Here is a 25,089-nt window from a genome sequence, read left to right as displayed (position 1 = left end):
CGACGCGCTTCGCAGCGCCGCGCAGCGAAATGTCCGTCACCATACGATCCTCCGTCCCGATCCGCATCCGTCGCGCGCCTCGTGCGTGCGATCCACCGAATAAACGAAACGCGCCTGAGGTTTTTGAAGTCCGCGCTTCGTATGCACGGCGACGCCGCGCGTTGAAAGGTTCGCGCGCGTGCCTTCAAGGGCAAACATTTCAGCGCCACGCGAGCCGGAATTATTTTCGCGCAACGGACATTCATCGCTTGACGCGGTTTTGAAGCGGTCCATAAAATCCACAATCTTCAACGATTGGGCGAATGCCTTGGACACTTGCAGTAGTCGACCTTCGAACGAAATTTCCGCCTGAGCGACTCACGTCCGCGCCTTTTCAACGCCGCCGTTTGTCACCCAGGCAAGCGGTGCGCGCCGTAGTACTTCGCAGTCACTCAAACGTGCACCTCGATCCGCCCCAGATGGCGTGATGCCGCCGTGCGTCCGCCGTCTGGTTCTGCCGCCGCCTCGCAGTCGGCCGTGCGCGCGCGCCTGTCGTCACGCGCGCGCATGCGGTCATCCGCGGGCCGGACGGCGGTCAAGTCAGATAAACAATATTTGCCACGGGGTGCATCATGTCCACGCCAACCAACGTCTCTCCACCGGGCGTCCCGCCACGCAGCGCCGTGCTCGACGATGCGCACGTCGGCGATATTCGCGGCGCCTTCGGCTCGATCGCGCATCACGACACGGCGCCGCGCGAGTCTTGGCGGGCGCGTTTGCGCACGCTTCTCGCGATACTCGGGCCGGGCCTCATCGTGATGGTCGGCGACAACGATGCAGGCGCGTTCGGCACCTACACGCAGGCGGGCCAGAACTACGGCACGAGCTTGCTCTGGACCATGCTGCTGCTCGTGCCCGTGCTGTACGTGAATCAGGAGATGGTGCTGCGTCTGGGCGCAGTGACGGGCGTCGGCCATGCGCGGCTGATCTTCCAGCGCTTCGGCAAGTTCTGGGGCGCGTTCAGCGTCATCGATCTGTTCCTGCTCAACGCGCTGACGATCGTCACCGAGTTCATCGGCATCACGTTCGTGCTCGATTTTTTCGGGCTGCCCAAGGTCGCGGGCGTCTGCGTCGCGGCCGCGCTGACGATGGCCGCCGTCAGCACCGGCGACTTCCGCCGCTTCGAGCGCTTCGCGGTCGTGCTATGCGTGCTGAGCCTCGTGCTCGTGCCGGTGCTCGTCGCGATACATCCGCCGGTGTCGCAGATGACGCGCGATTTTCTCGTGCCCAACTGGCCCGCGCACGCGAAGCTGTCGGACGTGATGCTGCTCGTGATCGGCATCGTCGGCACGACGGTCGCGCCGTGGCAGCTCTTTTTCCAGCAGAGCTACGTGATCGACAAGCGCATCACGCCGCGCTTCATGAAGTACGAGAAGGCCGATTTGTGGATCGGCATTGCGTTCGTGCTGATCGGCTCGGTCGCGATGATGAGCTTCACCGCGGCGCTGTTCGCCGGGCATCCGGAGTTCGGCAGCTTCACCGATGCCGGCGGCGTCATCGCCGGCCTCGAAAAGTACGCGGGCCGCACGAGCGCGACGCTGTTCGCGGTCGCGCTGCTCGACGCGAGCATCATCGGCGCGGCGGCCGTGTCGCTGTCGACCGCGTACGCCATCGGCGACGTCTTCAAGATCCGGCACTCGCTGCATCGCGGCGTGACCGACGCGAAGGGCTTTTATCTGGTCTACTTCGGCATCGTCGCGCTCGCGGCCGCGATCGTGCTGATTCCGGGCAGCCCGCTCGGCCTGCTGACCGAAGCGGTGCAGACGCTCGCGGGCGTGCTGCTGCCGAGCGCGACCGTGTTCCTGCTGCTGCTTTGCAACGACCGCGCCGTGCTCGGTCCGTGGGTCAACTCGAAGAAGCTGAACCTGTTCACGGGCTCGGTCATCTGGGTGCTCGTGATGCTGTCGATCATCCTGACGGCCGCCGTGATGTATCCGGACATCAGCGGCGAGACGATCATCGGCGTGCTCGCCGGCGGCACCGTTCTGGCGATCGCCGGCTTCGCGGCGAGCGTGCTGCTGCGTCGCGTGGGCGCCTTTGCACAAACGACGAAGACGGCGCAAGCGACGCACACGAGCGTCGATCGCGCGCAACGCGACACATGGCGCATGCCGCCGCTCGACACGCTCGCCCCGCAGAAAATGACGCTCGCCACGCGCATCTGGATGGGCGTGCTGCGCGGCTATCTGGTGATCGCCGTCGGGCTCGTGATCTTCAAGGTGCTGCAGATGACGTTGCTGAAATGAGCGCGCGCTTGCGACGCGACGCTACTTGATCGTCGCGTCGCCGTGTGCCTCTGCTTCGCGTCCGGACTGATCCGGCCCGTCCTCTGCTTCGATCGACGCCTGCGCCTGTTGCCAGAACTCTTCGGCGCGACCATCCGGACTGCCTTCGCGCTCCCAGATCTCATACGCACGTCGACGGATGCGGTCCTGCTCCTTCTGTTCGTCCACGATTCCCTCCCGGTTGCGCGATTTACGCCGCTCGCGCTTGCGTTGCGCATGTGCGCTCACCGGCAAAGCAACCGGCATGCCGCATGCATCTTTTGAAAGTCAGACGGAATCGAGCAGCGTTTTTTCGAAGCACACGGCGCCGCGCTCATCGGCCGGCGTGCGGCGATACCCGCTGGCTTCGCAAAAGTGTGATGCATTCGACTCGCCCGGCGTCGTCACGACGCAGACGGTGTGATAGCCGAGCAGACGCGCTTCCTCTTCGAGATACGACAGGATGATCGCTTCCAGCCCGCGATACTGCGGGCGAACGTAGAGCCGCATCAGTTCGGCGGCGTGATAGCTCTGCCGCCGGATCGCGCCGCATCCCATTGCTTCGCCCATCGCGTTGCGCGCCACCACGTAGCGCGCGCGGATGCTCCGCAGATCGTCATCGGCCACGCACTGCTGCCCGCTTTCGCCCGTCAGCGCCGCGTGATAGGCCGAGCGTTCGTCGCACAGAATGCGCGCGTCGAGCGAGTCCGGATCTTCGCTGCCGATATAGACGGTTTGGGAGTCGTCCATGCTTGCCTCGGATGAATGAAGTCTCGTGCTCCTTTCAGCAACGAGTATTCCGCGAAAGCATCGACGCATCGTGTTCCATAAGGACGGGTTACGGACGACCGACCGCTAAGTTTTCGGCCCACACCCGGATCGATAATGCATCTGCTATCGACCAAGGCCTTCTCCTCTCACGGGTCACGAGAAACCGCGATGCACGACGACAACGACAAGATCACGCTACTGGCCATTCCGCCATCGCAGGGACACATATGGTCGGGAAAGTTATTCGTCGGCACGGAAGAAATCGGCGAAGTCTTCGGCCAGGCATTGAGCGACCTCGAAGACGCCGCCAACGAACTCGGCTTCCCGCTGGACCAGATCCGCTGCGCGACTGGCTGAAGCGGGAACCACCGCGCATCGCTCACGTCTGAGACGGGAAATACGGCTGCATGGCATCGGCGTTTCTCGCCGTATTTTCATCGGATATGCACGTAACTGTCATATCGTGGTCAGCCGGTCAGACGCAACGTACAAACCCATCGACTCCGCGCGTGCAGGAACGCGCGGAATCGCCCGCGTCCGGCCGCCGCATTTCCTTTTACCGATTTACATTCGACTTTGAAAAGGAGCGGTCAATGTTTCAGTATCCCGGCTATTTCGCGTATCAGGTTCCGTCGCTGGCGCGCGCCAATTTGCAGGCATTCCTCAACATGACGGGACGCTTCGCAAGCGGCATGCAGGCGCTCGGTGAACTGAACGTGCAGACGGTTCGCACGGTCATCGACGAAAGCAATGCGCTTCTGCGCGCAGGCGATGAAGCCGGCGCCGGCGACGTCCTCGGATGGCAATCGGTCATGCTGGCGCAGTTCCCTCAGAAGGCCGCATCGTATGGCCAGCATGTGCTGTCGATCATCACATCGACGCAGGACGACATCCTGAGCGAAGTGCGCAATCAGTACGAGCGCAATGGCATCAAGTTCGGCGACATGGCGAACGCCGCCGCCGATGACGCGCAGACGGCGGCGCAATCGTCCGGCGAGCTCATCACGAATCTGGCCGATGCGACGAATGACGCCGCGCGCGAAACGGGCGGCGCCGTGCTGGATGCGAGCGGCGAAGTCGCGAAGACCTCGCGCGCCACGGCGAAGCGTTCGGTTTGATCCAACGGGCGCATTGGACTACGTCTTCGATTACTCGGTGATGCGCTTGAAACTCGAGTAGTAATCGTCGGTGTAGTAACAGTCGCGGGTCTGCTTGCGCGGCCCGCCACATACGATCCGGCGCTGCCCGCGATCCGCCGAACCCGGCGTGCGAACCGTGTATGCACGGTAATAGCCGCGCGGATGTTCCGGCAGCAAGGTCGCGCTGTTGCGGAACAGGACGCCGTCCTCGCTGAAAGGGAACGGGCCGCCCGCTTTGATCAGACGGAGCGTTTCGGCGGCTTCGGCGGGCAACTGCGCGCGGGCGATGGCAGCGAGCGCGCCGTGCGGCTGCGCGCCCGATGCCGCTGCCGCGCCGCTCGCGGCCGACGCGGGCTGACTCGCCGCCTGACTCGCGGATGCACCCGCTTCCGATGCGGCTTTTTGCGATCCGTCCTTGTTGCAACCGCCGACGACCGCGCTCAACGCGACGATGCAGGAGAAACACCAGGCTCGCTTCACGGGACGGTTGTCTCCGGTTGACCAGCATTCGACGGATCACGAACGAATCAAGGTTATCGTTTATGACTGAGCGAAGCAACGACCGGGCGGAAATAACGGGAGCTTCATCCGGCCGCCCGCGCGGATAGCCTAAGCGCGTGCCTTGCACTCAGCGCCAGCAATACGCACGACAGCGCATTGAAGAGAAACAGTCCGCTCGGCCCGATGAGCGTCATCAACGCGGATGCCAGCGTCGGTCCCGTCATGCCGCCGAGAGAAAAGAGCACGAGCAGCATCGCCGACACTGCAACGCGCAGATGCGACTCCGTGCGGTCCTGCACATGCGACACGATCAGCCCGTATTGCGTGAACGTCACGGCGACATAAGCCAGCGTCGCGCACCATGTGACGATGCGAAAATCCAGGCAGAACAGCACGAGGCTCAACACCGCCGATGTCAACGAGGTCCATAGAACCAGACGCCGCCGGTCGATGCGATCAGACAGCCGTCCCATCGGGAACTGCGGCAGCAAAGCGCCGATCAGCGCAACGCCCATGAACGTCGCGAGTTCCTCCGTCGTGAAGCCCGAGCGTTGCAGATAGACGGGCATCAGCGCATAGAAGTTGCTGTAGATGAAGCCGGTCAGTATGCAGCCCGGCACGCCCAGCGGCGCCACGGCCATCATTTCGCGAAGGCTCTCTCCCCAGCTTCGCGCGGGCACGCGATCGAGATTCGCATCGTTCACCTTCACCGGCCAGCCTTCCATCAACGTGACCGGCAACACCGCCGCCGCAAAGAGCGCCGCGCTGATCGAGAACTGCTGCGCGCCGGACCCCGCGCCCACATTCAGCAGGAACTGGCCGCTTCCCACTGCCAGATAGTTGATCGCCGCGTACAGACCGAATACCTGGCCGCGCTTCTCGTTGTCGACGGTGCCGTTGAGCCAGCTTTCGACGGACGTGTACAAGCCCATGAACGCGACGCCCGTGAGAAGGCGCACGCCGCCCAGCACCCAGGGCGACTGCGCCGCGCCGAAAGCGAGCGCGAGAATCGAGGCCGCCGCCGAGAACGCGACGAACGTCCGATGCTGACCGATGCGATCGATCAGCCGCCGATTGACGACCGCGCCCAATATGAATCCGGCGTAATAGCTCGACTGGATCAGCCCCGTGACGAACGTCGAATAGCCCGACTGAAGGATGCGCAAGGGAATCAGCGTCTGAAACAGGCCGTTCCCCGCGACGAGCAGCGCGAGGCCGAACAGCAGACCGGCCAATGCGCGCATCGTGCCGGGCTTGCCGGCGGGCGCGTGCTGACCGGGATTGGCCGCCGCGGAATCCGGCCACGGCGGCGTCTTGCGCCCGAGGAGCGCCGCTTCGTTCAGCGGGCCGGTGCGGCCGACCGCCGATTCGTCGTGCTCCTCGCTCGCGGCGCGTTCGTGCATCGCATTTTCGCGGATTTCGTTCTCATGCTCGAGATCTGACATGACACCCCTGGATTCGCCTAAGCGACTCCATGATGACAGAAGCCGACGGCTCCTATCCGCCAGCGGTGCGGTCATCGGTCGATGCGGAACACGAAATAGTTGGTAAGAGCCGCGCTGCTTCCACGTCTTTTCCGCGCAATGGATGCGACTGGCCGTTGCTACGATCGGCTCCGGCCTCGTGCCTCGTATGCCGCACGTCGAAGACGTCTCTCCCGCCTACCGCAAACCGAATCGCTACATCATGCGCAAACTCATTACTTCCCTCATCGCGTTGCTGCTCGCCTTCATGCTCGGCGGATGCGCCACCACCGTAGGAAACATCGCTTTGGGAATGGGTCTGGGCGCGGCGGGCACGCTCGGCGGAATCTACTGCGCGCTGGCCTGCTGACGCGCTCGGGGCGACGCGTTCCTCCACGTCGCCCTTCACCGGATCAAGCCGAAACTAGAAAGCGATACGCACTTGCCGCTGCGCGCAGTCGCTCTTGCATGGCGTCGAAAGCGCGGGATTGTGCGTGATGTTCGCGTTCATCAACGGAGCGGCAGCAGCGGTCTCGTAGTGTGCGGATGACGCCGCGCGAAGCCGTTCGACGTTCACCTGTCCGACGACGGCGCTCTTCTTTTCGACATCGGCCGATGTCTTCGATTCAGCGCCGGCCTGTTCATCCTTCCCGCCGTCAAGCCCTTTCATCCGAAGCACGGCCGCTTCCGCCGACGGCGCAAGCCGCTGTTCGGCGATGCCGTACTTGATGTGCTCGGCAGTCTGCTTCTTTCCGTGCGCGACGTCCGCTTGCAGCTCGGAGATGCGCCGCGTGTACCAGTCGGTCACGCACGCCTTGTCCTTGCAGTTGCGCTGACGCCATTGCCATTGCGCCACGCGATCCGCATCGAGCGCGGTCGCGTCGGTCGTCGCGTCGTGCGCCTCGCGGAAAACGGCGGCCAGCTTATCGTCGAGCGATGAAAGTTCCGGGTCCGCACAGACGAGCCGCTCCGACGCGGACGCGTCATGCGGACAGCGAAAGCTCGCGGCATGCGATGCAGTCATCGCGCCGAGCGACGTCAACATCACGCACGCAACGAGACGCGCGCAGCGCCGCAAGTCGATGGATGGGCTGTGCAGCTTCTTTCGTGTATTCATGTTTGGTTCGTTCTCAGAGATGTGTTCGTTCATTGGGCGTCGGCGGATTGAGTCGCCGTATCGAACGATATGGCATGCCTCGACAGATCGAATGCCCGATGAACGCACACTTCGCGTCAAACCTTACCGGGTGTTACTTTCTATTCGCTGCGGTAAGGGCGCGGCGCGCTGGCGATATCCGAGAACGGCTTGCGCTACGAACGCTTTTCGTCGACCGCAAGCCGATACTGCTCCATCTTGCGATACAGCGTGCTGCGCGACACGCCTAGGGCGCGCGCCGCCTGCGCCATGTTGCCCTGCGCATGCCGCAACGCACGCGCGATCGCGAAGCGCTCGGTTTCCTCGAGGCTGCCCGCGCCGGGCGTCGCGTTCGACATGACCGTGTCACGCACGGTCGGCGATTCATCGAGCACTTCCGGCGGCAGCTCGACCAGCGCGACGCGCTCGTCATTCGATGTCAGCAACAGGTTCTCGACCACGTTGCGCAACTCGCGCACGTTGCCCGGCCACGAATAGGCGCGCAGCACTTCCATCACGATGTCGGGAAACTGCCGCGCCGGCACGCCGTGACGCAGCGCGAGCGAGCGGTTGAAGTGATCGATCAGCAGATCGACGTCGCCATCGCGCTCGCGCAGGCCCGGAATGCGAATCCGCGTGACGCCGACGCGATAGTAAAGGTCCGCCCTGAATCGCCCGCACTCGACTTCCTCGCGCAAATTGCGATTCGTCATGGCGAGCAGGCGCACATCCACGCGACGCGCCTGCGTATCGCCGAGCCGATAGATCACCCCTTCTTCGAGCACGCGCAACAGCACCGGCTGCAGTTCCAGCGGCAATTCGCCGATCTCGTCGAGGCACAGCGTTCCGCCATGCGCGAGTTCGAATCGTCCGGGACGTCCTTCCGCCGTCGCGCCCGTATAAGCGCCGCGCACGTGGCCGAAGAGTTCCGCGCCGATCAGTTCCTTCGACGCCGCCCCGCAGTTGTAGGCGACGAACGGTCCTTCGTCGGATTCCTCGCCGTGGATCGCGCGCGCGAACAGCTCCTTGCCGACGCCCGTTTCGCCTTCGATCAGCACCGGCACGCGCCGTCGCGCAAGCTGCCGTCCGCGTTCGATCGCGCGCTGCATCGCCGCGCTCTGGCAGATGATCTGCTCAAAGCGGTTGCGTTGCGGGTCGGCTTCGCCGCGCGGCTGCACTTGCGGCCCGACGCGGCGCGCGCCGCCCGCAAGACGCGACGCATTCGAGAGGCCGGAAGGCTGCGGCACGATCAGCATCGCGCCGATCGCTTCGCCGTCCGCGACGACCGGATTGAACCACTCGGGCCGCAGTCCTTGCGGCAGATGATTGGCCCAGTCCTCGACGGGAAAATGCTCACCCATGCCGGGAAAGCGCTCGCCCGGATTGACCGGCAACGCGATGCGCGCCGTCGTGTGCACGAGCCGTCCGTGCCGGTCGATGGCGATGAGCCCGGCGGCATCCGTCGAGGAAAGCCGCTGCAAGCAGAACGCCAGCAGACGCATGTGCTCGCGCGCCACCTGCTCCGCGAGCACCATTTCGATCTGGCGCGCGGCGGTGACGGCGAGCGTCAGATTGTTGATCTGATACGTCGATGGCGGCCCCGATATGTCCAGCACGCCGAGCACCGCGCCGGTCCCCGGTTCGCAGATCGGCGCGGCGGCGCAGCTCCATGCCTTGATGCCTTCGCAGAAGTGCTCGGAGCCGTGCACGTAAGTCGGCTGACGCGTGGCGAGCGCCGTGCCGATTCCGTTGGTCCCGGCCGATGCCTCGCGCCAGTCGCCGCCCGTCATCAGATGGATCTTTTCGCCGGCGTCGAGCGTGCGCAGATCGCCGGCCGCCTTGAGAATCACGCCGTCGGCGTTGGTCAAGAGAAGGATCGAATACGAATCCGCGAAGAGATCGGCGGTGGCCGTGAAAAGCCGGTCGGACGCCGCGAGCAGTTCGCGATGCCGCCAGCGCAGCGTGTTGATCGCATCGCCATGCACGGCGAACGGCGCTGCCCCCGAGGTCGGATTCACGCCCGATTGCAGACTTCGTTTCCATGATGCGATGAGTTCGGTCGGCGCGGCCGTGCTGATCTCGCCTGCGAGAAAACGCTCCCAGGCGAGCATGGTGTCGGTGTCGGAGTGATCGGCGGCGCTTGCGTCGGGCCGCGTCCACCCGGCGACGAAGGGGTCGCTCGCGCGACCGCCGCCAGCCGGCATACCGATGAGGCGCCTCGTCATGTGTCTCCTCCGTGCGAGGTGGAGCGCGGCCCGCTCTTGCGGCGGGCGTCGGCGCGACTCGCGGGGGCTGCTGCATCGGGATTCGCCGGCTTGGCCCGGCGATTGCGCAGCACAGTCCGCTGAGTATAGACCTCGTGCGTCTCTCGTCCTCTCGGGGAAAACGCCCCCGTTGGCGGCGCGCGCTGTGTCGCAGCGCAGCAGCGCGCGCTACTTGCGGCCGAGCAGCTCCGCGCCCGCGCCGAGCGCCGGGCCCGCCGTCGGATCGGTGATGTCGGGCTTCTTCGCGATGAGCGTCTGCGTCGTCAGGATCAGCGCGGCGACGGAGGCCGCGTTGCGCACGGCGCTGTAACTCACCTTCACGGGATCGATGATCCCGCGCGCGGCCAGATCGGCGATCTCGCCGGTGCGCGCGTCGAGTCCGGTCGCGCGATCCGCCTTCGCCACCTGCGCGACGATCGACGCGCCGTCCAGTCCGCAATTCGACGCGATCGTGAACAACGGCTTCGCGAGCGCGCGCTTGAGCAGCATCGCGCCGAGTTGCGCGGCGCCGTGGCTTCGCGCGATCAATCCGTCGAGTTGCGCCGATGCCCGCAGCAGCGCCGTGCCGCCGCCCGGCACCACGCCTTCGGCAATCGCCGCGCGCGCCGCGTTGATGGAATCCTCGATCAGATGAAGCCGGCGCTTCTGCTCGACGGGCGTCGCTCCGCCCGCGAGGATCATCGCGGTGCCGCCCGAGAGCTTCGCGAGGCGCACTTCGAACTTGTCGCGCTCGACGTTCTCCGGCGCCATGTCATATTGCCGCGCGACCTGCTGGCGTCGCGCCGATACGGCGGCGGGATCGCCCGCGCCCGCCGTGATGATCGTCTGATTCGACGACACGCGCACCTGGCGCGCGCTGCCGAAGTCGCGCATGTCGATGGCGTCGAGCCGGCCGCCGAGATCGCGCGCGATGACGCGCCCGCCGGTGACGATCGCGATGTCTTCGAGCATCGCGCGCCGCCAGTGGCCGTATTCGGGCGGATGAATCGCCGCGACGCCGAAGCCTCCGTTGTCGCGATTGGCGAGCAGCGTGACGACGCACGCGGGCGCGACTTCCTCCGCGATGATGAAGAGCGCGCGCTTGTGCTCGTTCGCGAGCGCGAGAATCGCGGCGACGTCGTCCTGGCTTTGCAGGCGCTGATCCGTCATGAGAATGAGCGGATTGTCGAGCACGACCTGCATGCGTTCGATATCCGTCACCATGTGATGCGAAAGATAGCCGCGGTCGAACGCCATGCCTTCCACCACTTCGAGCCGCGTCTCGACGGTCGAGCCGTATTCGACATCGACGATGCCGTCAGCGCCCACGCGCTCCAGCGCCTCGGCGACGAGACCGCCGGTGAATTCGTCGTTGGCGGCCACCACGGCGACCGCGCGCACTTCTTCCGGTCCGGAAAGCGGCGTCGCGGAACGCTTGAGCGCGTCGATCGTTTCGTACACCGCGGCTTCGAGGCCCAGCACGAGTTCGACCGGATTCGCGCCGTCCGCGAGACATTCGAGGCCCTGCTGCACGAGCGCATCGGCGAGCACGGTGGCGGTCGTCGTGCCGTCGCCGGCGACGTCGTTCGTCTGCTTCGACACTTCCCGCACGACCTGCGCGCCGATGTTCTCGAACGGATCTTCCAGCTCGATCTCGCTCGCGATGCTCACGCCGTCGCGCGAGATGATCGGCGAGCCGATCGGCCGGTCGATGATCGCGTTCATGCCCTTCGGCCCGAGCGTTCCGCGCACCGCCCGCGCGAGCTTGCCCACGCCCCGGCCGAGCGCCGCGCGCGCTTCTTCGTCATGCAACATGATGTTCGGCATCGTGTGCTCCTGTCTCCTGTCTTTCGATTTATGTCCGTATCGTCGATGCATCGCGCGTTCGCGGATAGAAGCGAACCGGCTTCTCTTCGACATCGTCGTAACGCGCCGCAAGAAGACCGCGGCATAGCGCGCTGTTGAACTCGGCGTTGACGCCCACGCGCCGCAACTCGCGCAGATACGCGCCGAGCGTCGCAGGATCGAGCGGCGCGCCGTGCATGTCGATGAACGCGGGCTGCGCTTCGTCCATCGCGCCGCCGCATACGTGACGCCGTTCCATGTAACGCGAGATCAGATGCGCGCGTTCCGGCTCGTCGGCAAGCGATGCAAGCTCGCCGATGGTGAGCCGCACGAGCGCCTCCGCTTCGCGCCCGCTCGCCAGCAGATGCGCGAGCAACGCCGCCTGCCTGCGCTGAAATGCCTTGACGAGAAATGTCTGCCGCACCGCGTCGAGATCGTCGTTCGCGGCATCGCCGAATGCCTGCCGGAACGACAGGTTCTGCGCCATGCCGCGATTGATCTCGTTGGCGTACATGTGCTCGTCGAGCGTAATGCCGATGCCCGTCACCCACGGCAGATCCGCGATCGCCGCGCGCATGTCCGCCGCCATGAGATACGCGAAATTGGCGGCGCACCAGTACGTCGGAAGCCGGAAGGCGACGCTCACGCCGCCATCGGCATCGACATCGACGGACGTGACGAAGCCGAGCTCCGTCACCGACTCGTCGAGTTCCGGATCGATGACGGATGCGAGCCGCTCCCACACTTGCGCCGCCGGTTCGCTCACCGCGCTCGCGGCGCTCATGCGTGCGCGACCGCGCTTTGCGGCGTCTGTTCGAGCAGCTTCTTCTGCGCCTCGATATCGATGCCGTACAGACGCGCCGCATTCAGCCCGAGGATTTTCTTCTTCGCCTCCAGCGACAGCTTCGCGCCCGTTTCCTTCGCGACCGATTCGGGCAACTCGAACGCCATGAACTTGTCGATGAGCCACTTCGGCGACCAGATCGCGTAATCGCTGCCGTAGAGAATGCGGTCCTCGCCGATCCAGAACAGCAGCTCCGAAATCACATGCGCGAAGTATTCCGGCCGCGTGTGGATGAACGGCAGCACGACCGCGAGGCCGCCATACACGTTCGTCTCCTGCGTGGCGATCCAGCAGAAGTCATCGAGACGCGGCAAGCCGCAATGCTCGACGATGAAGTTCAGGTTCTGGAAGCTCGTCGCCACGTCGTCGATATCGGCGACATCGAACGCATCGCGATTGAGCGGCAGGATCGTCGGTCCTTTATGAACGTGAATGTTCCTGATGCCGAGCTTCTCGCAGCGTTCGAGAAACCGGTACGCGCCCGGATCGGAGAGCTTGTAGCCCTTGCTGTCGCCGCGCCATTCGGCCGTGTAGAGCTTCACGCCCTGAATCTTGTACAACTGCACCAGCTCCTCGAGACGTTCGAGCCCCGCTTCGCCGTCACGCGGATCGAACGCGCCGTTCACGATGAACCGATGCGGATACTTCTTCTTCACCACATAGTTCGCTTCGGTGGTATTGAAGCCGTTCTTGTAGAAGTCGGTCAGATAGGTCGGCTGGCAGATCGCCATGTCGTCGTAACCGGTGACGAAAAGGTCTTCATACATGACCGCTTCGCCGTACTGGTCGAACTTTTCTTTCGGCCACAGGTATTCCTTCGGGCTCAGGTTCTTGTGATACGCATAGAAGCAGTCGATGAACTGCTGGCCATGCACGTTCTTCACGTTCGCCTTGCTGCCGTCCCAAAGATGAACGTGCCCGTCGATGATGAAAATGTCCTCGCCGTCCTGGGTTCTGAACATGTTGCTGTCTCCGTGGGGTTGTCGCTCGCGGGCGCACCCGCGAACGTTTTCATTCGTAGGCCATTGCGTCTTCCATGTTGCCGAACAGCACGACGGTATCGTCGTCGACCATCACCATCCGTCCGTAATGCGTCGATGTCGATATCTCGAACAGATGTGGCGTCATCTCGCGGCCCAGCACGTCGCTGATTTCGCCCATCTTGAACTCGATCTTTCCCTGCCCGTCGATGCGGATCATCGCGGGCAGATACGTCACGGTGATGCCCGGCTTCGTCGCCATCAGTTCCGCAATCGCGCGCGCCTCGACGCTGTCGTTCATCGTGACGCCGCATTGATGCGAGATGGTCTGATCGAAGCGAAGATCCTTGATCGGCTTGAAGATGTTGTCGGTATGCACTGACATGAGCGGCTCCTGTTCGCGGTGGATTCAGGCTTGAATGGAGAGCGAAAACGGAATGCCGACTTCCTTCGCGATCAGTTGCGCGCGCTCGACCGAACTGCTCAGGGCGTCGGTGTATTGCGCGGCTTTCGCGTGCGGAATGGACCAGATCGGCTGAAGATGCTTCGCGGCATCGGCGGCGAGCGCGCCATGCTTGTCGAGCCATGCGCCGAAGAGCGCGCGGTTCGCATCGCCATGCGCGGGATCGTTGGCGAGCATGTGGAACAGCTCGACCGCGTTGGCGAGATTGCGCTCGTAGTCGCCTTCGGCGGCGGATACCACGGTCGGCGTCACGAAGTCGTTCTGCGCGGCAGCCACTTGCATGATGAAGCCGCTGCGAAAGAGATCGCCGACGAGCGGCTCGAACACGACGTTCACCGCGAAATACTTTTCGAGGTAATCGGTCGCGCCGCCGATGGTTTCGATCGCGCGGCGCGTGCCCTGCCACATCGGATCGTTGAGCCAGTGCTCCTTGCCCGCATCGAGATCGAAGCCCGGCAGATCGAGCGCGATCTCGCCGAGATACAACGTCAAGTCCTGAGCGAAGCGCAGTTTGTACGATGCATTGGTCAGGATCGCGCTGTTGATCATCTGCGTGTAGCCGTAGCGCTGCGCGTGCATGGTCGCCGTGCCGAGCCCGAATTCCGCGTGCTTGTACGCGCCGAGATGATGTTCGAGCACCTTCACCCAGGCTTTGTCGAAGCGCTTGACCGCGCCCGAGCGCCGCGCATTGCCGATCGCGTTCGTAATCATTCCGACGATGGTCGACTGGCGCTGATAGTGCGTGCGCTCCCATTCTTCATCGACCGCGCGGAACGTGTGCCAGTCCGAGCATTGCGCGGCGGTCCACGTTTCGGAATAGGTCGGCGTGCCGTCGGCGAATTGCAGTATCCAGTCCTGAATGAGATAGCGCTTCGGGTCTGGCTGCACGTCGACGGTCATGTCTTCGTAATGGCTTGCCTTGCGTCCTTTCGGTTCGAAATAGTTGTACTTGCGGCTGTCCCAGCCCACGAACTGCGCCGCGCCCGCAGCGCCCGACTTAAGCGGCGATGACTGCTCCGTCGACGTACTCATGTCATGTCTCCTTTCCGATCAGCGAATATCAGGGCGACGGGCCGTCATCGGACCGCCTGCGTGAACTTGTCGAAATACAGCCGTTCCGGTTCTACGCCGGCCATTTGCAGCACCGGGATCACGGCGTCGATCATCGCCGTGGGACCGCACGTGTAGGCATCGATATCGCCCGCGAGCGCTTCGTCGCGCAACGTGCGGCTCACGACTTCGTGGATGAAGCCCGTCTCGCCCGTCCACTCGTCGGCGGGTTCGGCGTTCGAGAGCGCCGGTATGAAGCGGAAGTCCGGCAGCTTGTCAGCGAAGTCCGCGAACTCGTCGAGATAGAACAGATCGCGGCGCGTGCGCGCGCCGTAGAAGAAGCGCACGGGCCGCTCTTCGCCGCTCGCGACGTGGTCCTGCAAGATCGACCACAGCGGCGACATCCCCGATCCGCCGCCGACGAGAACCATCGGGCCGGGCTGATCCTCGCGTCGAAAGCAGGTGCCGTACGGACCTTTCGCGATCATCCGGTCGCCGGGCTTGAGACCTTCGTCGAGCCGCGACGAGAACGCGCCGTTCGGGTACTTCTTGATGATGAAGGAGAGGCGCCGTTCGCCATCGGGCGGATTGGCCATCGAGAAAGAGCGCGTGATGCCCGCCGATGGCAGCGTCAGATCGACGTACTGCCCCGCCCAGTAACGCAACGGACGGCTCAGTTCCACTTCGAGCAGCCTGATGTCGTGCGTGAGCGCGGCGATGCTCGTGACGGTCGCGTCGTATTCGGCGACGGGTATGGAGCGGCGCATCAGGTCTTCGTCGTAGTTGAGCAGTTCGACGGTGAGATCGCTGTAGGCCAGCGTCCTGCAAAGCAAGACGTGACCCGATTCCTTCTCGTAGTCGGGCAGCGCGAAGGTCGAATACTTCTTCATCTCTACGTCGCCTTCGACCAGCAACGACTTGCAACTGCTGCACTGCCCTTCCTTGCATCCGTGCATGACGGCGATGCCTTGACGGAACGCCGCTTCCAGCACGGTTTCGCCTTCCTCGACCGACATCTCCACACCGACCGGCTCGAAGCGGACCGTGTGCGTCACAGACTCATCGCCGCTCATACGCGCCTCCCTCGCATCGGTCAATTGCACGGATTGATCGTGAAGCCCGCGCGATACTCCGCGATGTGCTTCTCGCGCTGCTCCGGCGTCATCTCTCGTATCAACACGATCGGGCTTTGGATCGTGTGGCCGCGCACATCATCGAGCGTCCACATGTCGCGGTTGTCGAAACGCAGATGCGGTTGAGGCACGAGCGTCTTGCCGTCGCTGCGCACGAAGCCGAGATCCTTGATGCAATCCGCGAGGTCCCAGCCGTGATAGACCTCTTCCCATTCGCGGCGCCCGCTGAAACGGCCCATCGCGGGCGTCGGGCGGCCTTCGTATTCCGACGCGAACGCGACCTTGTGCGTCCATCGGCATAACTCCGAGCAATACGTGTAGAGCTTGCCGTCGACTTCATCGACGCAGAAGTCCTCGCGAATCAGGCACGGCACGAGGCAGCTCCAGCAGCGATGCGGATACACGTAGCCGTTCTCCTGATCGAACAGCATGTTGGTCTGGCCGGGCACGCTCTTCTTCGCGTACCACTTCCAGTACTCGCCGAACTCCGCATACCAGCCGGGATACTTGTGCTCGAACCACTCGAAGTCTTTCTCGGTCTGCGCCTCGATGCGCCAGAAGTTCACCGGCCAGCCGACCGAGAAGAACTGCGCGACCTTGTGCACGTAGTTCTTCTTGACGAGGCGATCCCACGCGGCGGCGACATCGTCGTGATGAATCTTGATGCCGTACTTTTCGAGCGGCAGCATGTAGGTGCGGTAATAGTCTTCGTAGATCCACCGATGCCACAGCTCCGCATACGACTCCTTCTTTTTGTCGCGGTCCGTCGTGCCGTATTCGATGAACGTGCCGATAGCCGCATCGACGATCGCGTGGTTCTGCCAGAACGCGTAACGCAGATCGCGTTCGAGCAGCAGATGATTGTCGGGGTCGTTGATGACCGACATCATCAGCGAATGGCCGTTGCCGATGTGACGGCTCTCATCCGATTGCACGGAAAGGAACACCGTCGGCAGCGCGTAGTCGCCGTTGCGCGCGGCTTCCGACGGCATCGCGACGAACAGCGTATTCGTGAACGCCGTTTCCGCGACCACTTGCAGGAACACGTTGGCGGCCGTCACGGCGTCGCCGGTGAGGAAGCCTTCAGCGAACTGACGTCCGATGGTCGTCGCGTAGCACTTGCCGAACGCGGCTTCGGTGATGTCGAAACCCGCCGGATCGATGTAGTTCTCCATGTACCACTTCTTCAGATTCATCTGGATCGTCGAGTGGCGGAACTCGTCGACCATCTGCATCGTGAAGCCCGTGCGCAGTTCTTCGCCGGGCGCGAGACGGCCCAGCATCGCCATCGAGCGCGCGGCCGAGATTTCCGGGAACGGAATGATCGCGAGGAACAGCTTCATCCATTCGACCCAGCGCGGTTCGACATTGCGGAACATGTCGCCGCGCAGCGCGGCATCGAGCGCGCCGTAGACGCGGTTGTCCTTTTCCTCCTGCATCGGGAAATACGAGCGCAGCACCTGCTTCATCGGATCGCGCGGCGCCTTGCTGATCTTGTAGTCCGTCGGGAAGGTCATCGCTTCCTGAACGTAACTGGGTGTCCAGCCGAGATCGGCGACGCGTTTTGCCGCCTCGCCGATACTGATGCCTCGCTGGGATGTGATCTTGTTGAGCGTTAATGCTTCTGACATCGAGCTCTCCTTGTCCGGTTACAGGGCGATTGCGCCGTTTGCATCGGCACGGCAGCATGAAGAGCGACAAGCGTGCCATCCGCGAATACGCCGTGTTTCATGGGTTTTCGATGCGCTTGTGTCGTGGAACGCGACGATCGAATTTCTTACGGTGTCCCGAATTGCGACATCACTCAATGGTCGACGATGATCTTGCTCGCGCTTGCATTCGCCGCATCCGCGACCGGCTGACCTTGTGCGATGAAACGCGCGGCGAGTATCAGCGCGCCCATCGCGAAGTCGCGGCCATGCGCGGCGATCATGTCGTCGGACAGCGCGCCGAGCCGCTCGAAAAACGCTTCCTTCGTGGATGCATCGGTCGTCATCTCCGTCTCCCTCGAGCGTCTAATGCGAACCTGAAATGCGGAATAACGCGTGCGGCAAATACACGAGCGCGATCTCGCCGGCTTCGGTGCCATAGGCGAGACGCCCGCCGTCGGGCGCCCACGCAAGCGCGGATATCGCCGCGCCGCCGTTGGCCCGGACGAACAGCACGTCCGCGCCGCCGGGCTGGCACAACAGCACCGCGCCGCTTCGATAACCGACCGCGATCAGCGGCAACGACGGATGACACGCGACGACACTCACCGGCGCGCTGCCCGCGACGCCGCATTCGCGCGGACGATCATCCGCATCGGGCGGATCGAAGCGCCAGCACACCGCGCGCGGTCCGCCGCTCGTGACGAGCACGCGGCCGTCCGCCGAGAACGACAGCGAGCCGGGCTGCAGCGCATAGCCGCCGAGTTCGATATCGTCGCCATCGGGAAGACGCCAGCCGTGCAGCGCGTTGCCTTCCGTGCCCGCGACGAGATACCGGGCATCGGGACTCCACGCGATCGCGCGCGGCGATCCGGCGCACGCAAAGAGCCGCGACGTCGCGGCGCGCGTATCCCACAGCGTGACGCCGCCCGCGTGAGCGATGGCGAGTCGCTGCGCCGTTGGCGCGAACATCAGCGCGGTCGATGAAGCGGGCAGCGTCAACTCGCTTTCCATCGCGCCGATGAGCCGCACCAGCGCGCCGCTCGCATACGCGCGCACGCCCGAGCGCGAGACGGCGACGTGATCGATTCGTCGGCCGTGCTGCGCTATGAGCTGGCGCACATTGCCATCGATGTCCATCTGCACGAGCCTGCCGTCATCGCCCGCGCTCAGAAAGCCGCCATCGGCATCGGCGGCGAGCCCGAGGCTCGCGCCATCGTGGATCGCAAAGCGCGCGAGCGGCGGCGGCGGCGCGGTGGCCTTGATCAACTCGACGCCGCGCGTCTCGTGCGCCTTGAGTTGCGGACCGCCTTCCCATTCGCCCGACGCGAGCACGAGCGTTCCATCGCCGAGCGGGAAGCCCGCGTGAGTCCCGCCTACATTCCACGCCGCCGCCGTCACGCTCGCGTGCGCCGTCCAGCACGCGCCGAGCAGCTCGACGAGCGGCGTGGGCGCGCTTACGTTCATCGCGGATCGCGGCCATGCGCGGTGCGCGTCGCCGCCTCCGCGTTCGCGAGCGCCGCCTCCAGACGCGCGCGCTCTTCCTCCAGCGCGCTCAGCGCCCGGTCCGCTTCCCAAAGCTGATCGCGCAGCATTTCGATGCGCAACAATTGCAGCGACGTGCGCGCTTCGGGCCGGCTCGCGGCCAGCGCGCTTTCGAGTTCGATTTCGACGCCCGCGAAACGGCTCTTGCTTCGCAGATGCTCCGAATTGATCCACGTGAGCTCGATCACGAGCCGCACGCGCTCCGATATGGGCGTGGGTTGGCCCTGCGCAGTCATGGCGTTCTCCGCTGAAAGCCTGGCTTGCGGGCCTCGTCTGTCGCGAGGCCGGCCGGTCGTTACGGAATGAGGACCGCGCGTCCCTTCACCTTGCCGTGATGCAGGTCGCGCAGCGCCTGATTCGCCTCGCTCAGTCGATACTCGCGCGTCGCGAGATGGACGAGTCCGCGATCGGCCAGCGCCATCAGCTCGACGAGTTCCGGATACGTGCCGACCAGATTGCCGACGATGGTCTTTTCGCTCGTGATCATGTCGATCGTCGGAATGTCGATCTTTCCGCCGTAGCCGACGATGTAATAGAAGCCCGCGTTGCGCGTCATCGCGAGGCCTTGCGCGATCGCGTTGCCTTCGCCGACGAAATCGATCACGGCTTCCGCGCCGTTGCCTTGCGTGAGTTCGAGCACGCGCTCGACGGCGTCGTCGCCGCCCTGAACCGTATGATGCGCACCGCATTCCTTCGCGAGCGCGAGGGCGGTCTCCGATCGGTCGACGACGATGATCTCCGCCGCGCACAGCGCGTTCAGCACCTGAATGCCGATGTGACCCAGACCGCCCGCGCCGATCACGACGGCGAACTGCCCCGGCAAAAGATGACGCGATGCCTTCTTCGCGGCGCGATAGGCAGTGAGGCCCGCGTCGGTGTACGGCGCGACGTCCTTCGGCGCGAGCGTGGACGGCAGGCGGATCAGCGAACGTTCGCCGGTCGCGAGATATTCGGCATAGCCGCCGTTCGCGTTGATGCCGGGAAAACGGCTTTCGGTCGCGTGCATGTCGTCGCCGCGCCGGCACGCGAGACAGTGGCCGCTCGTGACGAGCGGATGGCAGATGACCGGATCGCCCACCTTGACGCTTTCGACGCCCCGCCCGACCGCCTCGACCCAGCCGGCGTTCTCGTGGCCCATGATGTAGGGCAGCGCGATATCGACCTTGCTGCGCCAGATGCCTTCGACGATATGCAGATCGGTCCGGCACACACCCGCGCCGCCGATCCGGACGATCACATCGTCGGGCCGCGAGATTTCGGGAGTGGGGACGTCTTGATAGCGGACGAATTCGTCGCGGGACAACGTTTCGTCGTACTCATGCAGCACGGCAGCCTTCACGTGATGTCTCCTTGTTCGTTATCGTCGATGCTTCGCCTGAAGCGATGCGCCGGGATAAGAGCAAGGACCACGCCAATCGCGATGCGAGCGGGGGCATCGCGTGAGCCTGCGTGGATGGCCTTCGCGTTCTGTGATGACGGCATCGGCAGGGTTTGTCGCAAAATCGGACACCCTGCCGAAGTCCTGTCCATGCGGATGTCGCAACTTGCGACATCCGCCTGCTACGCATTGCAGCGCACAACGCCCGGCGACCCGATGCATGGGTCGCCGTCTTTCATACCGCGTTATTGGCCGGCTGCCGGCGATACGACGCTCGGCGTTGCCAAGGTGTTGTTGCTCTTCGGCGCGGGCGCGTCGGACTTCGTCGTGCTATTCGTGCTGCTCGGCAAGCCGCTATTGGGCTTGGCGGCCATGCCGCTGCCGGAATGGGTGGTGCCCGGCGTGCCATATCCGCCTGTCGCGCCGTTCACCTGATTCGCCGGGCTGGCCGTGCTGCCCGTCGAGCCGCTCGATCCTCCCGCCGTCTGCGCATAAACGCCGCTCGACAGTGCCGCCGCGGCTACAGCCGCGATGAGTGCGCCAATTGCCTTGTTCATGATCCCTCCCTCCTTGATCGGACTGGAAATTAGGACGCAGGCGTTTCCGTCTGCTCGATCACGAGTTGCGCAATGACCGTGCCGCGCCCGGGCACACGAAATGCAGAGGTCGATGCGTTATTAAGTTATCCGATTCACTTCAATCCCCCGACGATGCGTTCCATCTCGCTTTCGCCGAACGCGCGCATCGTCGTCGATCGGACGTTGCCGAGTGCGCCGAGCGCGAGGCCGAGGCGCGTCGCGGTTTCATCGTCGGGTGCATCGAACGATGTAACGAGATCGTATGCGCCAAGCGTCCAGTGCAGTGCGCCGATGGTCGCGCCCATCGCCTTGCTCGCTTCGCGAAATGCGCGCGCGCGATCGACCGTGTCCTTCGCGGTACGCACGCCCTGATCGGTCCAATTCAGCAGCATGATGTAGGTAGCCATGGTGTCCTCATCGAATGAAAGTGAAGCGGCCGCACGTATTGACGCGCCGCGTTTTCTTTGCGTGCATAAAGAGGCAGAGAGGAAGCAGGACAAGGCGGCAATGGCGCATGAGCAACAGCGCTTCCGTTCGGGAAAGCCGCAGTATGGATATCGATTGACTTCGAAAAAAGTATAGGCGACGGCGACTGTTAACAGCGCGCTTTCACGGCGCGATCGCGGCGTCGCGAGACGAAAAAAAGCCCCGTCGGAAGATGCGAACGGGGCTCATCGCCTTCGGCTGCGAAACGCGCTTACTTGCAGTGGCGTTCCCAGTGATGATGCACTTTGACCTTGTGGCAAACCTGATGGTGATTGTGCGAAGCGGCGAAAGCCGGAGCGACGGAAAAAAATGCCGCACCAGCGGCAAACACAGCAATGACAGCCTTTTTCATGAGTTCGTTAGGTTCTGGATTGGGAAAGAGAGGAGATGCTAGCAGCGCGAGCTTACGGACACATTTACGCGGCTCGTCAGCTTTTCGGCTTCGCGTTGAGCCTTCGCCACAACGTCGTCTTGCTGATGCCGAGCGCCTTGCAGACGGCATCGCGATCGCCGCCGAACGCAGCCAGCGATGCGCGGACCTGATCGGCTTCCACCGATCGGCTGAGATCGCGCAGCGAGCGGTCCGCGTTTGCGTCGGACTTGTCCTCGAACAGCTCCGGCGCGATCGCTTCCAGTTCGTCGAGCGCGAGTGCAACGGGCGCATCCCGATCCGATAACTCCACCGCGATACGCTCGACGATGTTCTGCAACTCGCGAACATTGCCCGGCCACGGATATCGGCACAGCGCATCTTCCAGCGGCGCGAGCACGCGCGCCGCCGCTTCGCGATCGGGCACGCGCGACGCAAGCGCCTTGTCGCGCCGCGCGGCCTGTGTCAGCAGCGCGGTCGCCAGCAGCAGGACGTCGCTGGAACGTGCGCGTAACGGCGGCAACGCGATGCTCAGAATATTGATGCGATAAAAAAGATCGGCGCGAAACGAACCATCGGCGACGCCTTGCGCGAGCGTGCGATGCGTCGCCGCGATCACGCGAATATCGACGCGCGTCGGCTCCGTCGATCCGAGCCGTATCACTTCGCGCTCCTGCAGCACGCGCAGCAGCCGGCTTTGCAGCGACGGCGGCATCTCGCCGATTTCATCGAGAAACAAGGTGCCGCGATGCGCCGCCTCGATCAGCCCCGCCTTGCCGCCCTTGCGCGCGCCGGTGAACGCGCCCTCCTCGTAACCGAAAAGCTCGCTTTCGAGCAGGGCTTCGGGAAACGCGCCGCAGTTCATCGCGACGAACGGAAAGTCCTTGCGGCGGCTCAGCCGATGCATGCTCTGCGCGACCATCTCCTTGCCCGTGCCGCTTTCGCCGAGAATCAGCACGGTGGCGTCGGATTTCGCGTAGCGGCGCACGAGCGAACGCACGCGCTCGATCGACTCCGATTCGCCGACGACATCCTCCAGCCGATAACGCGCGACGAATTCCTGCGCGCCCTGCCGCGAGCGCAGCGTCCGGTCGAGCCGCTCGACCGCGCGCGATTCCTGGAAGGTGAAGATCGTGCCGCCCGACGCGCCATCGCTTGCGAGCGGTCCGCGATGGATCGCGTAGCTCACGCCGCGCACCGCGCCGAACACGTCGCCGTCGGCGGAAGGCAGCACGCCGTCGAGTTCGGGCGCGACATCGAGCAACGCCTGTCCGACGGCGCGCGACGCATCCGCGATGCCGAGCGCGGCGGCGAGCCGCCGATTGATCGCTTCGATGCGGCCAAGCGCATCGACGGCGACGACGCCATCGCGAAGATGCTGCAACAGGTTGTCGAGCCGATTGCGCCGCGCGACTTCGCGGCGCATCGCCTGCGCGACTTCGAGCGCCGTCTCGAACGCGGCGACGACCGACGTGCGCGAATACAGAAACACCGCGCTCATGCCCGCGTCCGCCGCCAGATCCGCGACGAGGCCGGGGCCGACGACCACATCGACGCCGCGATCGCGCAGATCGAGCACGAGGTTTTCGGCGTCCTGCGCCGAGCGATAGGACGCGCAAATCACGTCGATGCCATACACGGCGAGGAAGCGGCGAATTTCCGCGGGCGTGTCGCCGTGCGTGACGAGCGCGACGCTCGCGCCCTCGCGCCGCGCCTTCGTGAGCGCATGCATCACGTCGAAGCCGGTCGGACTGATGACGACGACCGGCACCGACACGCGGCTCTTCAGATAAGCGCCGTTCGAGCCGCCCGCCACGACGACATCCGGCCGGCCGTCGCGCGCCGATTCGATGCTGTTCGCGGCATCCTCGAAGCCGAGCGCCACGACATCGAGTTCGGCGCGATCGGCGTAGGTGTCGACGAGATCGATGAACAAATCCCTTAGCCGGCTGATGCCGACAGCCCAGATGCGCGGGCGCGCCGCGGTTTCCGTTTGCATGATCGTCTGCGCAAAAAAATCCAGTATGCGATACGGATTTCAGTTTCGAAACAAGAAATTTCAGACCTGAAATGAAGCGCTGGGAGCCGAAACGTCCAAACTCATAAAAATCAACAGGTTATAAAAATATCGGCAGCTGGCAAGGTAGTTGCTCTTATACGTAGCACTTTTTCAGGAGACAAACGTGAGTTCCGAAATCCAGTCCGCACAGACCGCCGGCGCGCGGTTCCGCCAGGCCGTCCGCGAGGAATCGCCGCTGCAGGTCGTCGGCGCGATCACCGCTTACGCCGCGAAGATGGCCGAAGCCGTCGGGTTCAAGGCGCTCTATCTGTCGGGCGGCGGCGTGGCCGCGAATTCGCTCGGCATGCCCGACCTCGGCATCAGCACGATGGAAGACGTGCTGATCGACGCGCGCCGCATCACCGACGCCTCGTCGCTGCCGCTGATGGTCGATATCGACACCGGCTGGGGCGGCGCATTCAACATCGCGCGCACGATCCGCTCGTTCATCAAGGCGGGCGTGGCGGCGGTACATATCGAAGATCAGGTCGGACAGAAGCGCTGCGGGCATCGTCCGGGCAAGGAAGTCGTGCCGACCGGCGAAATGGTCGATCGCGTGAAAGCCGCCGTCGATGCGCGCACCGACGATTCGTTCGTCATCATGGCGCGCACCGATGCGGCCGCCGCCGAAGGCATCGACGCGGCGATCGAGCGCGCCGTCGCGTATGTCGAAGCGGGCGCGGACATGATCTTCCCCGAAGCGATGAAATCGCTCGATGACTATCGCCGCTTCAAGGCTGCGGTGCGCGTGCCGATCCTCGCGAATCTGACCGAGTTCGGCTCGACGCCGCTCTTCACCGTCGATGAACTGAAGGATGCGAACGTCGACATCGCGTTGTATTGTTGCGGCGCGTATCGCGCGATGAACGCAGCGGCCTTGAACTTCTACGAGACGGTGAAGCGCGACGGCACGCAAAAGGCCGCCGTCGAAACGATGCAGACGCGCGCCGACCTGTACAAATACCTCGGCTATCACGCCTACGAAGACAAGCTCGACCAATTGTTCGCAGCGAAGAAATAACCCTTGTTTCAGGAGACAAATTCATGAGCGAAGCAGACAACAGCACCGCAAGCGCGGGCGCATTCAAGCCGAAGAAATCCGTCGCGCTGTCGGGCGTGACGGCGGGCAATACCGCGCTGTGCACCGTCGGCAA

General features: G+C 64.1%; 27 protein-coding genes. 5 read left to right on the top strand and 22 right to left on the bottom strand.

Annotated elements, in window-relative coordinates:
• Window positions 1–36: 36 nt before the first annotated feature.
• Window positions 37–315, bottom strand: coding sequence for a hypothetical protein (locus NCT05_RS34465; RefSeq protein ID WP_175982198.1), 279 nt, complete (start codon window positions 313–315; stop codon window positions 37–39).
• A 296-nt stretch (window positions 316–611) separates the two neighbouring features.
• Here NCT05_RS34465 and NCT05_RS34460 point away from each other — a divergent pair, with 296 nt between their 5' ends.
• Window positions 612–2,285 carry an NRAMP family divalent metal transporter gene (locus NCT05_RS34460; RefSeq protein WP_250504433.1) on the top strand — a complete coding sequence of 558 codons (1,674 nt, stop codon included), beginning with the start codon at window positions 612–614 and terminating at the stop codon, window positions 2,283–2,285.
• A gap of 21 nt (window positions 2,286–2,306) precedes the next feature.
• On the opposite strand, the gene NCT05_RS34455 is transcribed toward NCT05_RS34460, so the two are convergent.
• Window positions 2,307–2,492, bottom strand: a complete 186-nt coding sequence (locus NCT05_RS34455; protein WP_033535677.1) for a DUF2934 domain-containing protein — start codon at window positions 2,490–2,492, stop codon at window positions 2,307–2,309.
• A 99-nt stretch (window positions 2,493–2,591) separates the two neighbouring features.
• On the bottom strand, window positions 2,592–3,053 hold the full coding sequence (locus tag NCT05_RS34450) for a GNAT family N-acetyltransferase (RefSeq protein ID WP_250437819.1): 462 nt from the start codon (window positions 3,051–3,053) through the stop codon (window positions 2,592–2,594).
• Between the two features lie 135 nt (window positions 3,054–3,188).
• Here NCT05_RS34450 and NCT05_RS34445 point away from each other — a divergent pair, with 135 nt between their 5' ends.
• Both NCT05_RS34445 and NCT05_RS34440 read left to right on the top strand, forming a co-directional pair.
• Window positions 3,189–3,431 (top strand): hypothetical protein, encoded by a 243-nt coding sequence (locus tag NCT05_RS34445; protein WP_250504432.1) that lies wholly within the window; start codon window positions 3,189–3,191, stop codon window positions 3,429–3,431.
• Window positions 3,432–3,667: 236 nt separating this feature from the next.
• Window positions 3,668–4,192 carry a phasin family protein gene (locus tag NCT05_RS34440; protein WP_250442174.1) on the top strand — a complete coding sequence of 175 codons (525 nt, stop codon included), beginning with the start codon at window positions 3,668–3,670 and terminating at the stop codon, window positions 4,190–4,192.
• A gap of 30 nt (window positions 4,193–4,222) precedes the next feature.
• Here NCT05_RS34440 and NCT05_RS34435 read toward each other — a convergent pair whose 3' ends face one another.
• Window positions 4,223–4,693, bottom strand: a complete 471-nt coding sequence (locus NCT05_RS34435; RefSeq protein ID WP_250459648.1) for a ribonuclease — start codon at window positions 4,691–4,693, stop codon at window positions 4,223–4,225.
• 104 nt (window positions 4,694–4,797) lie between these two features.
• Window positions 4,798–6,159, bottom strand: coding sequence for an MFS transporter (locus NCT05_RS34430; RefSeq protein ID WP_175982203.1), 1,362 nt, complete (start codon window positions 6,157–6,159; stop codon window positions 4,798–4,800).
• A 187-nt stretch (window positions 6,160–6,346) separates the two neighbouring features.
• Here NCT05_RS34430 and NCT05_RS34425 point away from each other — a divergent pair, with 187 nt between their 5' ends.
• Complete coding sequence (locus tag NCT05_RS34425) at window positions 6,347–6,547, top strand: hypothetical protein (RefSeq protein WP_008345837.1); 201 nt, start codon at window positions 6,347–6,349, stop codon at window positions 6,545–6,547.
• Between the two features lie 54 nt (window positions 6,548–6,601).
• Here the strand turns inward: NCT05_RS34425 and NCT05_RS34420 are convergent, their stop codons facing one another.
• The 17 genes from NCT05_RS34420 to prpR all read right to left on the bottom strand — a co-directional run bounded on the left by NCT05_RS34420 (window position 6,602) and on the right by prpR (window position 23,875).
• Window positions 6,602–7,294, bottom strand: coding sequence for a lysozyme inhibitor LprI family protein (locus tag NCT05_RS34420; protein WP_144403547.1), 693 nt, complete (start codon window positions 7,292–7,294; stop codon window positions 6,602–6,604).
• Between the two features lie 194 nt (window positions 7,295–7,488).
• The gene (locus NCT05_RS34415) at window positions 7,489–9,537 is read right to left on the bottom strand and encodes a sigma-54-dependent Fis family transcriptional regulator (protein WP_175982205.1); all 2,049 of its coding nucleotides are present in this window, start codon (window positions 9,535–9,537) and stop codon (window positions 7,489–7,491) included.
• Between the two features lie 207 nt (window positions 9,538–9,744).
• Window positions 9,745–11,382 (bottom strand): molecular chaperone GroEL, encoded by a 1,638-nt coding sequence (locus NCT05_RS34410; RefSeq protein WP_250437816.1) that lies wholly within the window; start codon window positions 11,380–11,382, stop codon window positions 9,745–9,747.
• A 28-nt stretch (window positions 11,383–11,410) separates the two neighbouring features.
• A complete protein-coding gene (locus tag NCT05_RS34405) occupies window positions 11,411–12,184 on the bottom strand; it encodes a metal-sulfur cluster assembly factor (protein WP_250504431.1) in 774 nt (257 codons plus the stop codon).
• Window positions 12,181–13,206: an amidohydrolase family protein gene (locus NCT05_RS34400; RefSeq protein WP_250459652.1), complete on the bottom strand. Its 1,026-nt coding sequence runs from the start codon at window positions 13,204–13,206 to the stop codon at window positions 12,181–12,183. Before NCT05_RS34400 ends, NCT05_RS34405 begins: the two co-directional genes overlap by 4 nt.
• A gap of 49 nt (window positions 13,207–13,255) precedes the next feature.
• Window positions 13,256–13,609 (bottom strand): MmoB/DmpM family protein, encoded by a 354-nt coding sequence (locus NCT05_RS34395; RefSeq protein WP_250459654.1) that lies wholly within the window; start codon window positions 13,607–13,609, stop codon window positions 13,256–13,258.
• Between the two features lie 24 nt (window positions 13,610–13,633).
• Complete coding sequence (locus tag NCT05_RS34390; RefSeq protein WP_008345854.1) at window positions 13,634–14,719, bottom strand: aromatic/alkene monooxygenase hydroxylase subunit beta; 1,086 nt, start codon at window positions 14,717–14,719, stop codon at window positions 13,634–13,636.
• Window positions 14,720–14,763: 44 nt separating this feature from the next.
• The gene (locus NCT05_RS34385; protein ID WP_175982208.1) at window positions 14,764–15,810 is read right to left on the bottom strand and encodes an NADH:ubiquinone reductase (Na(+)-transporting) subunit F; all 1,047 of its coding nucleotides are present in this window, start codon (window positions 15,808–15,810) and stop codon (window positions 14,764–14,766) included.
• A gap of 20 nt (window positions 15,811–15,830) precedes the next feature.
• Window positions 15,831–17,501 carry an aromatic/alkene/methane monooxygenase hydroxylase/oxygenase subunit alpha gene (locus tag NCT05_RS34380; RefSeq protein ID WP_008345857.1) on the bottom strand — a complete coding sequence of 557 codons (1,671 nt, stop codon included), beginning with the start codon at window positions 17,499–17,501 and terminating at the stop codon, window positions 15,831–15,833.
• A gap of 173 nt (window positions 17,502–17,674) precedes the next feature.
• The gene (locus NCT05_RS34375) at window positions 17,675–17,866 is read right to left on the bottom strand and encodes a hypothetical protein (protein ID WP_008345859.1); all 192 of its coding nucleotides are present in this window, start codon (window positions 17,864–17,866) and stop codon (window positions 17,675–17,677) included.
• A gap of 19 nt (window positions 17,867–17,885) precedes the next feature.
• Window positions 17,886–18,986: a WD40 repeat domain-containing protein gene (locus tag NCT05_RS34370; protein WP_250504430.1), complete on the bottom strand. Its 1,101-nt coding sequence runs from the start codon at window positions 18,984–18,986 to the stop codon at window positions 17,886–17,888.
• A complete protein-coding gene (locus tag NCT05_RS34365) occupies window positions 18,983–19,300 on the bottom strand; it encodes a hypothetical protein (RefSeq protein ID WP_008345862.1) in 318 nt (105 codons plus the stop codon). Before NCT05_RS34365 ends, NCT05_RS34370 begins: the two co-directional genes overlap by 4 nt.
• A gap of 59 nt (window positions 19,301–19,359) precedes the next feature.
• Complete coding sequence (locus NCT05_RS34360) at window positions 19,360–20,403, bottom strand: NAD(P)-dependent alcohol dehydrogenase (RefSeq protein WP_175982210.1); 1,044 nt, start codon at window positions 20,401–20,403, stop codon at window positions 19,360–19,362.
• A gap of 284 nt (window positions 20,404–20,687) precedes the next feature.
• Complete coding sequence (locus tag NCT05_RS34355; RefSeq protein ID WP_075583566.1) at window positions 20,688–20,999, bottom strand: hypothetical protein; 312 nt, start codon at window positions 20,997–20,999, stop codon at window positions 20,688–20,690.
• 134 nt (window positions 21,000–21,133) lie between these two features.
• Window positions 21,134–21,427 carry a GYD domain-containing protein gene (locus tag NCT05_RS34350; protein ID WP_008345865.1) on the bottom strand — a complete coding sequence of 98 codons (294 nt, stop codon included), beginning with the start codon at window positions 21,425–21,427 and terminating at the stop codon, window positions 21,134–21,136.
• A 290-nt stretch (window positions 21,428–21,717) separates the two neighbouring features.
• Window positions 21,718–21,858 carry a hypothetical protein gene (locus tag NCT05_RS34345; protein WP_167561871.1) on the bottom strand — a complete coding sequence of 47 codons (141 nt, stop codon included), beginning with the start codon at window positions 21,856–21,858 and terminating at the stop codon, window positions 21,718–21,720.
• 76 nt (window positions 21,859–21,934) lie between these two features.
• Complete coding sequence (prpR, locus tag NCT05_RS34340) at window positions 21,935–23,875, bottom strand: propionate catabolism operon regulatory protein PrpR (RefSeq protein ID WP_250504429.1); 1,941 nt, start codon at window positions 23,873–23,875, stop codon at window positions 21,935–21,937.
• Between the two features lie 184 nt (window positions 23,876–24,059).
• Here prpR and prpB point away from each other — a divergent pair, with 184 nt between their 5' ends.
• Window positions 24,060–24,956 carry a methylisocitrate lyase gene (gene prpB / locus NCT05_RS34335; protein WP_008345869.1) on the top strand — a complete coding sequence of 299 codons (897 nt, stop codon included), beginning with the start codon at window positions 24,060–24,062 and terminating at the stop codon, window positions 24,954–24,956.
• Window positions 24,957–25,089: the final 133 nt, after the last annotated feature.

The organism is Caballeronia sp. AZ7_KS35 (assembly GCF_023631045.1).
Classification (GTDB): Bacteria; Pseudomonadota; Gammaproteobacteria; order Burkholderiales; family Burkholderiaceae; genus Caballeronia; species Caballeronia zhejiangensis.
Note: the sequence above shows the minus strand (reverse complement) of the source record. Positions and strands in the feature narration are given on the sequence as shown.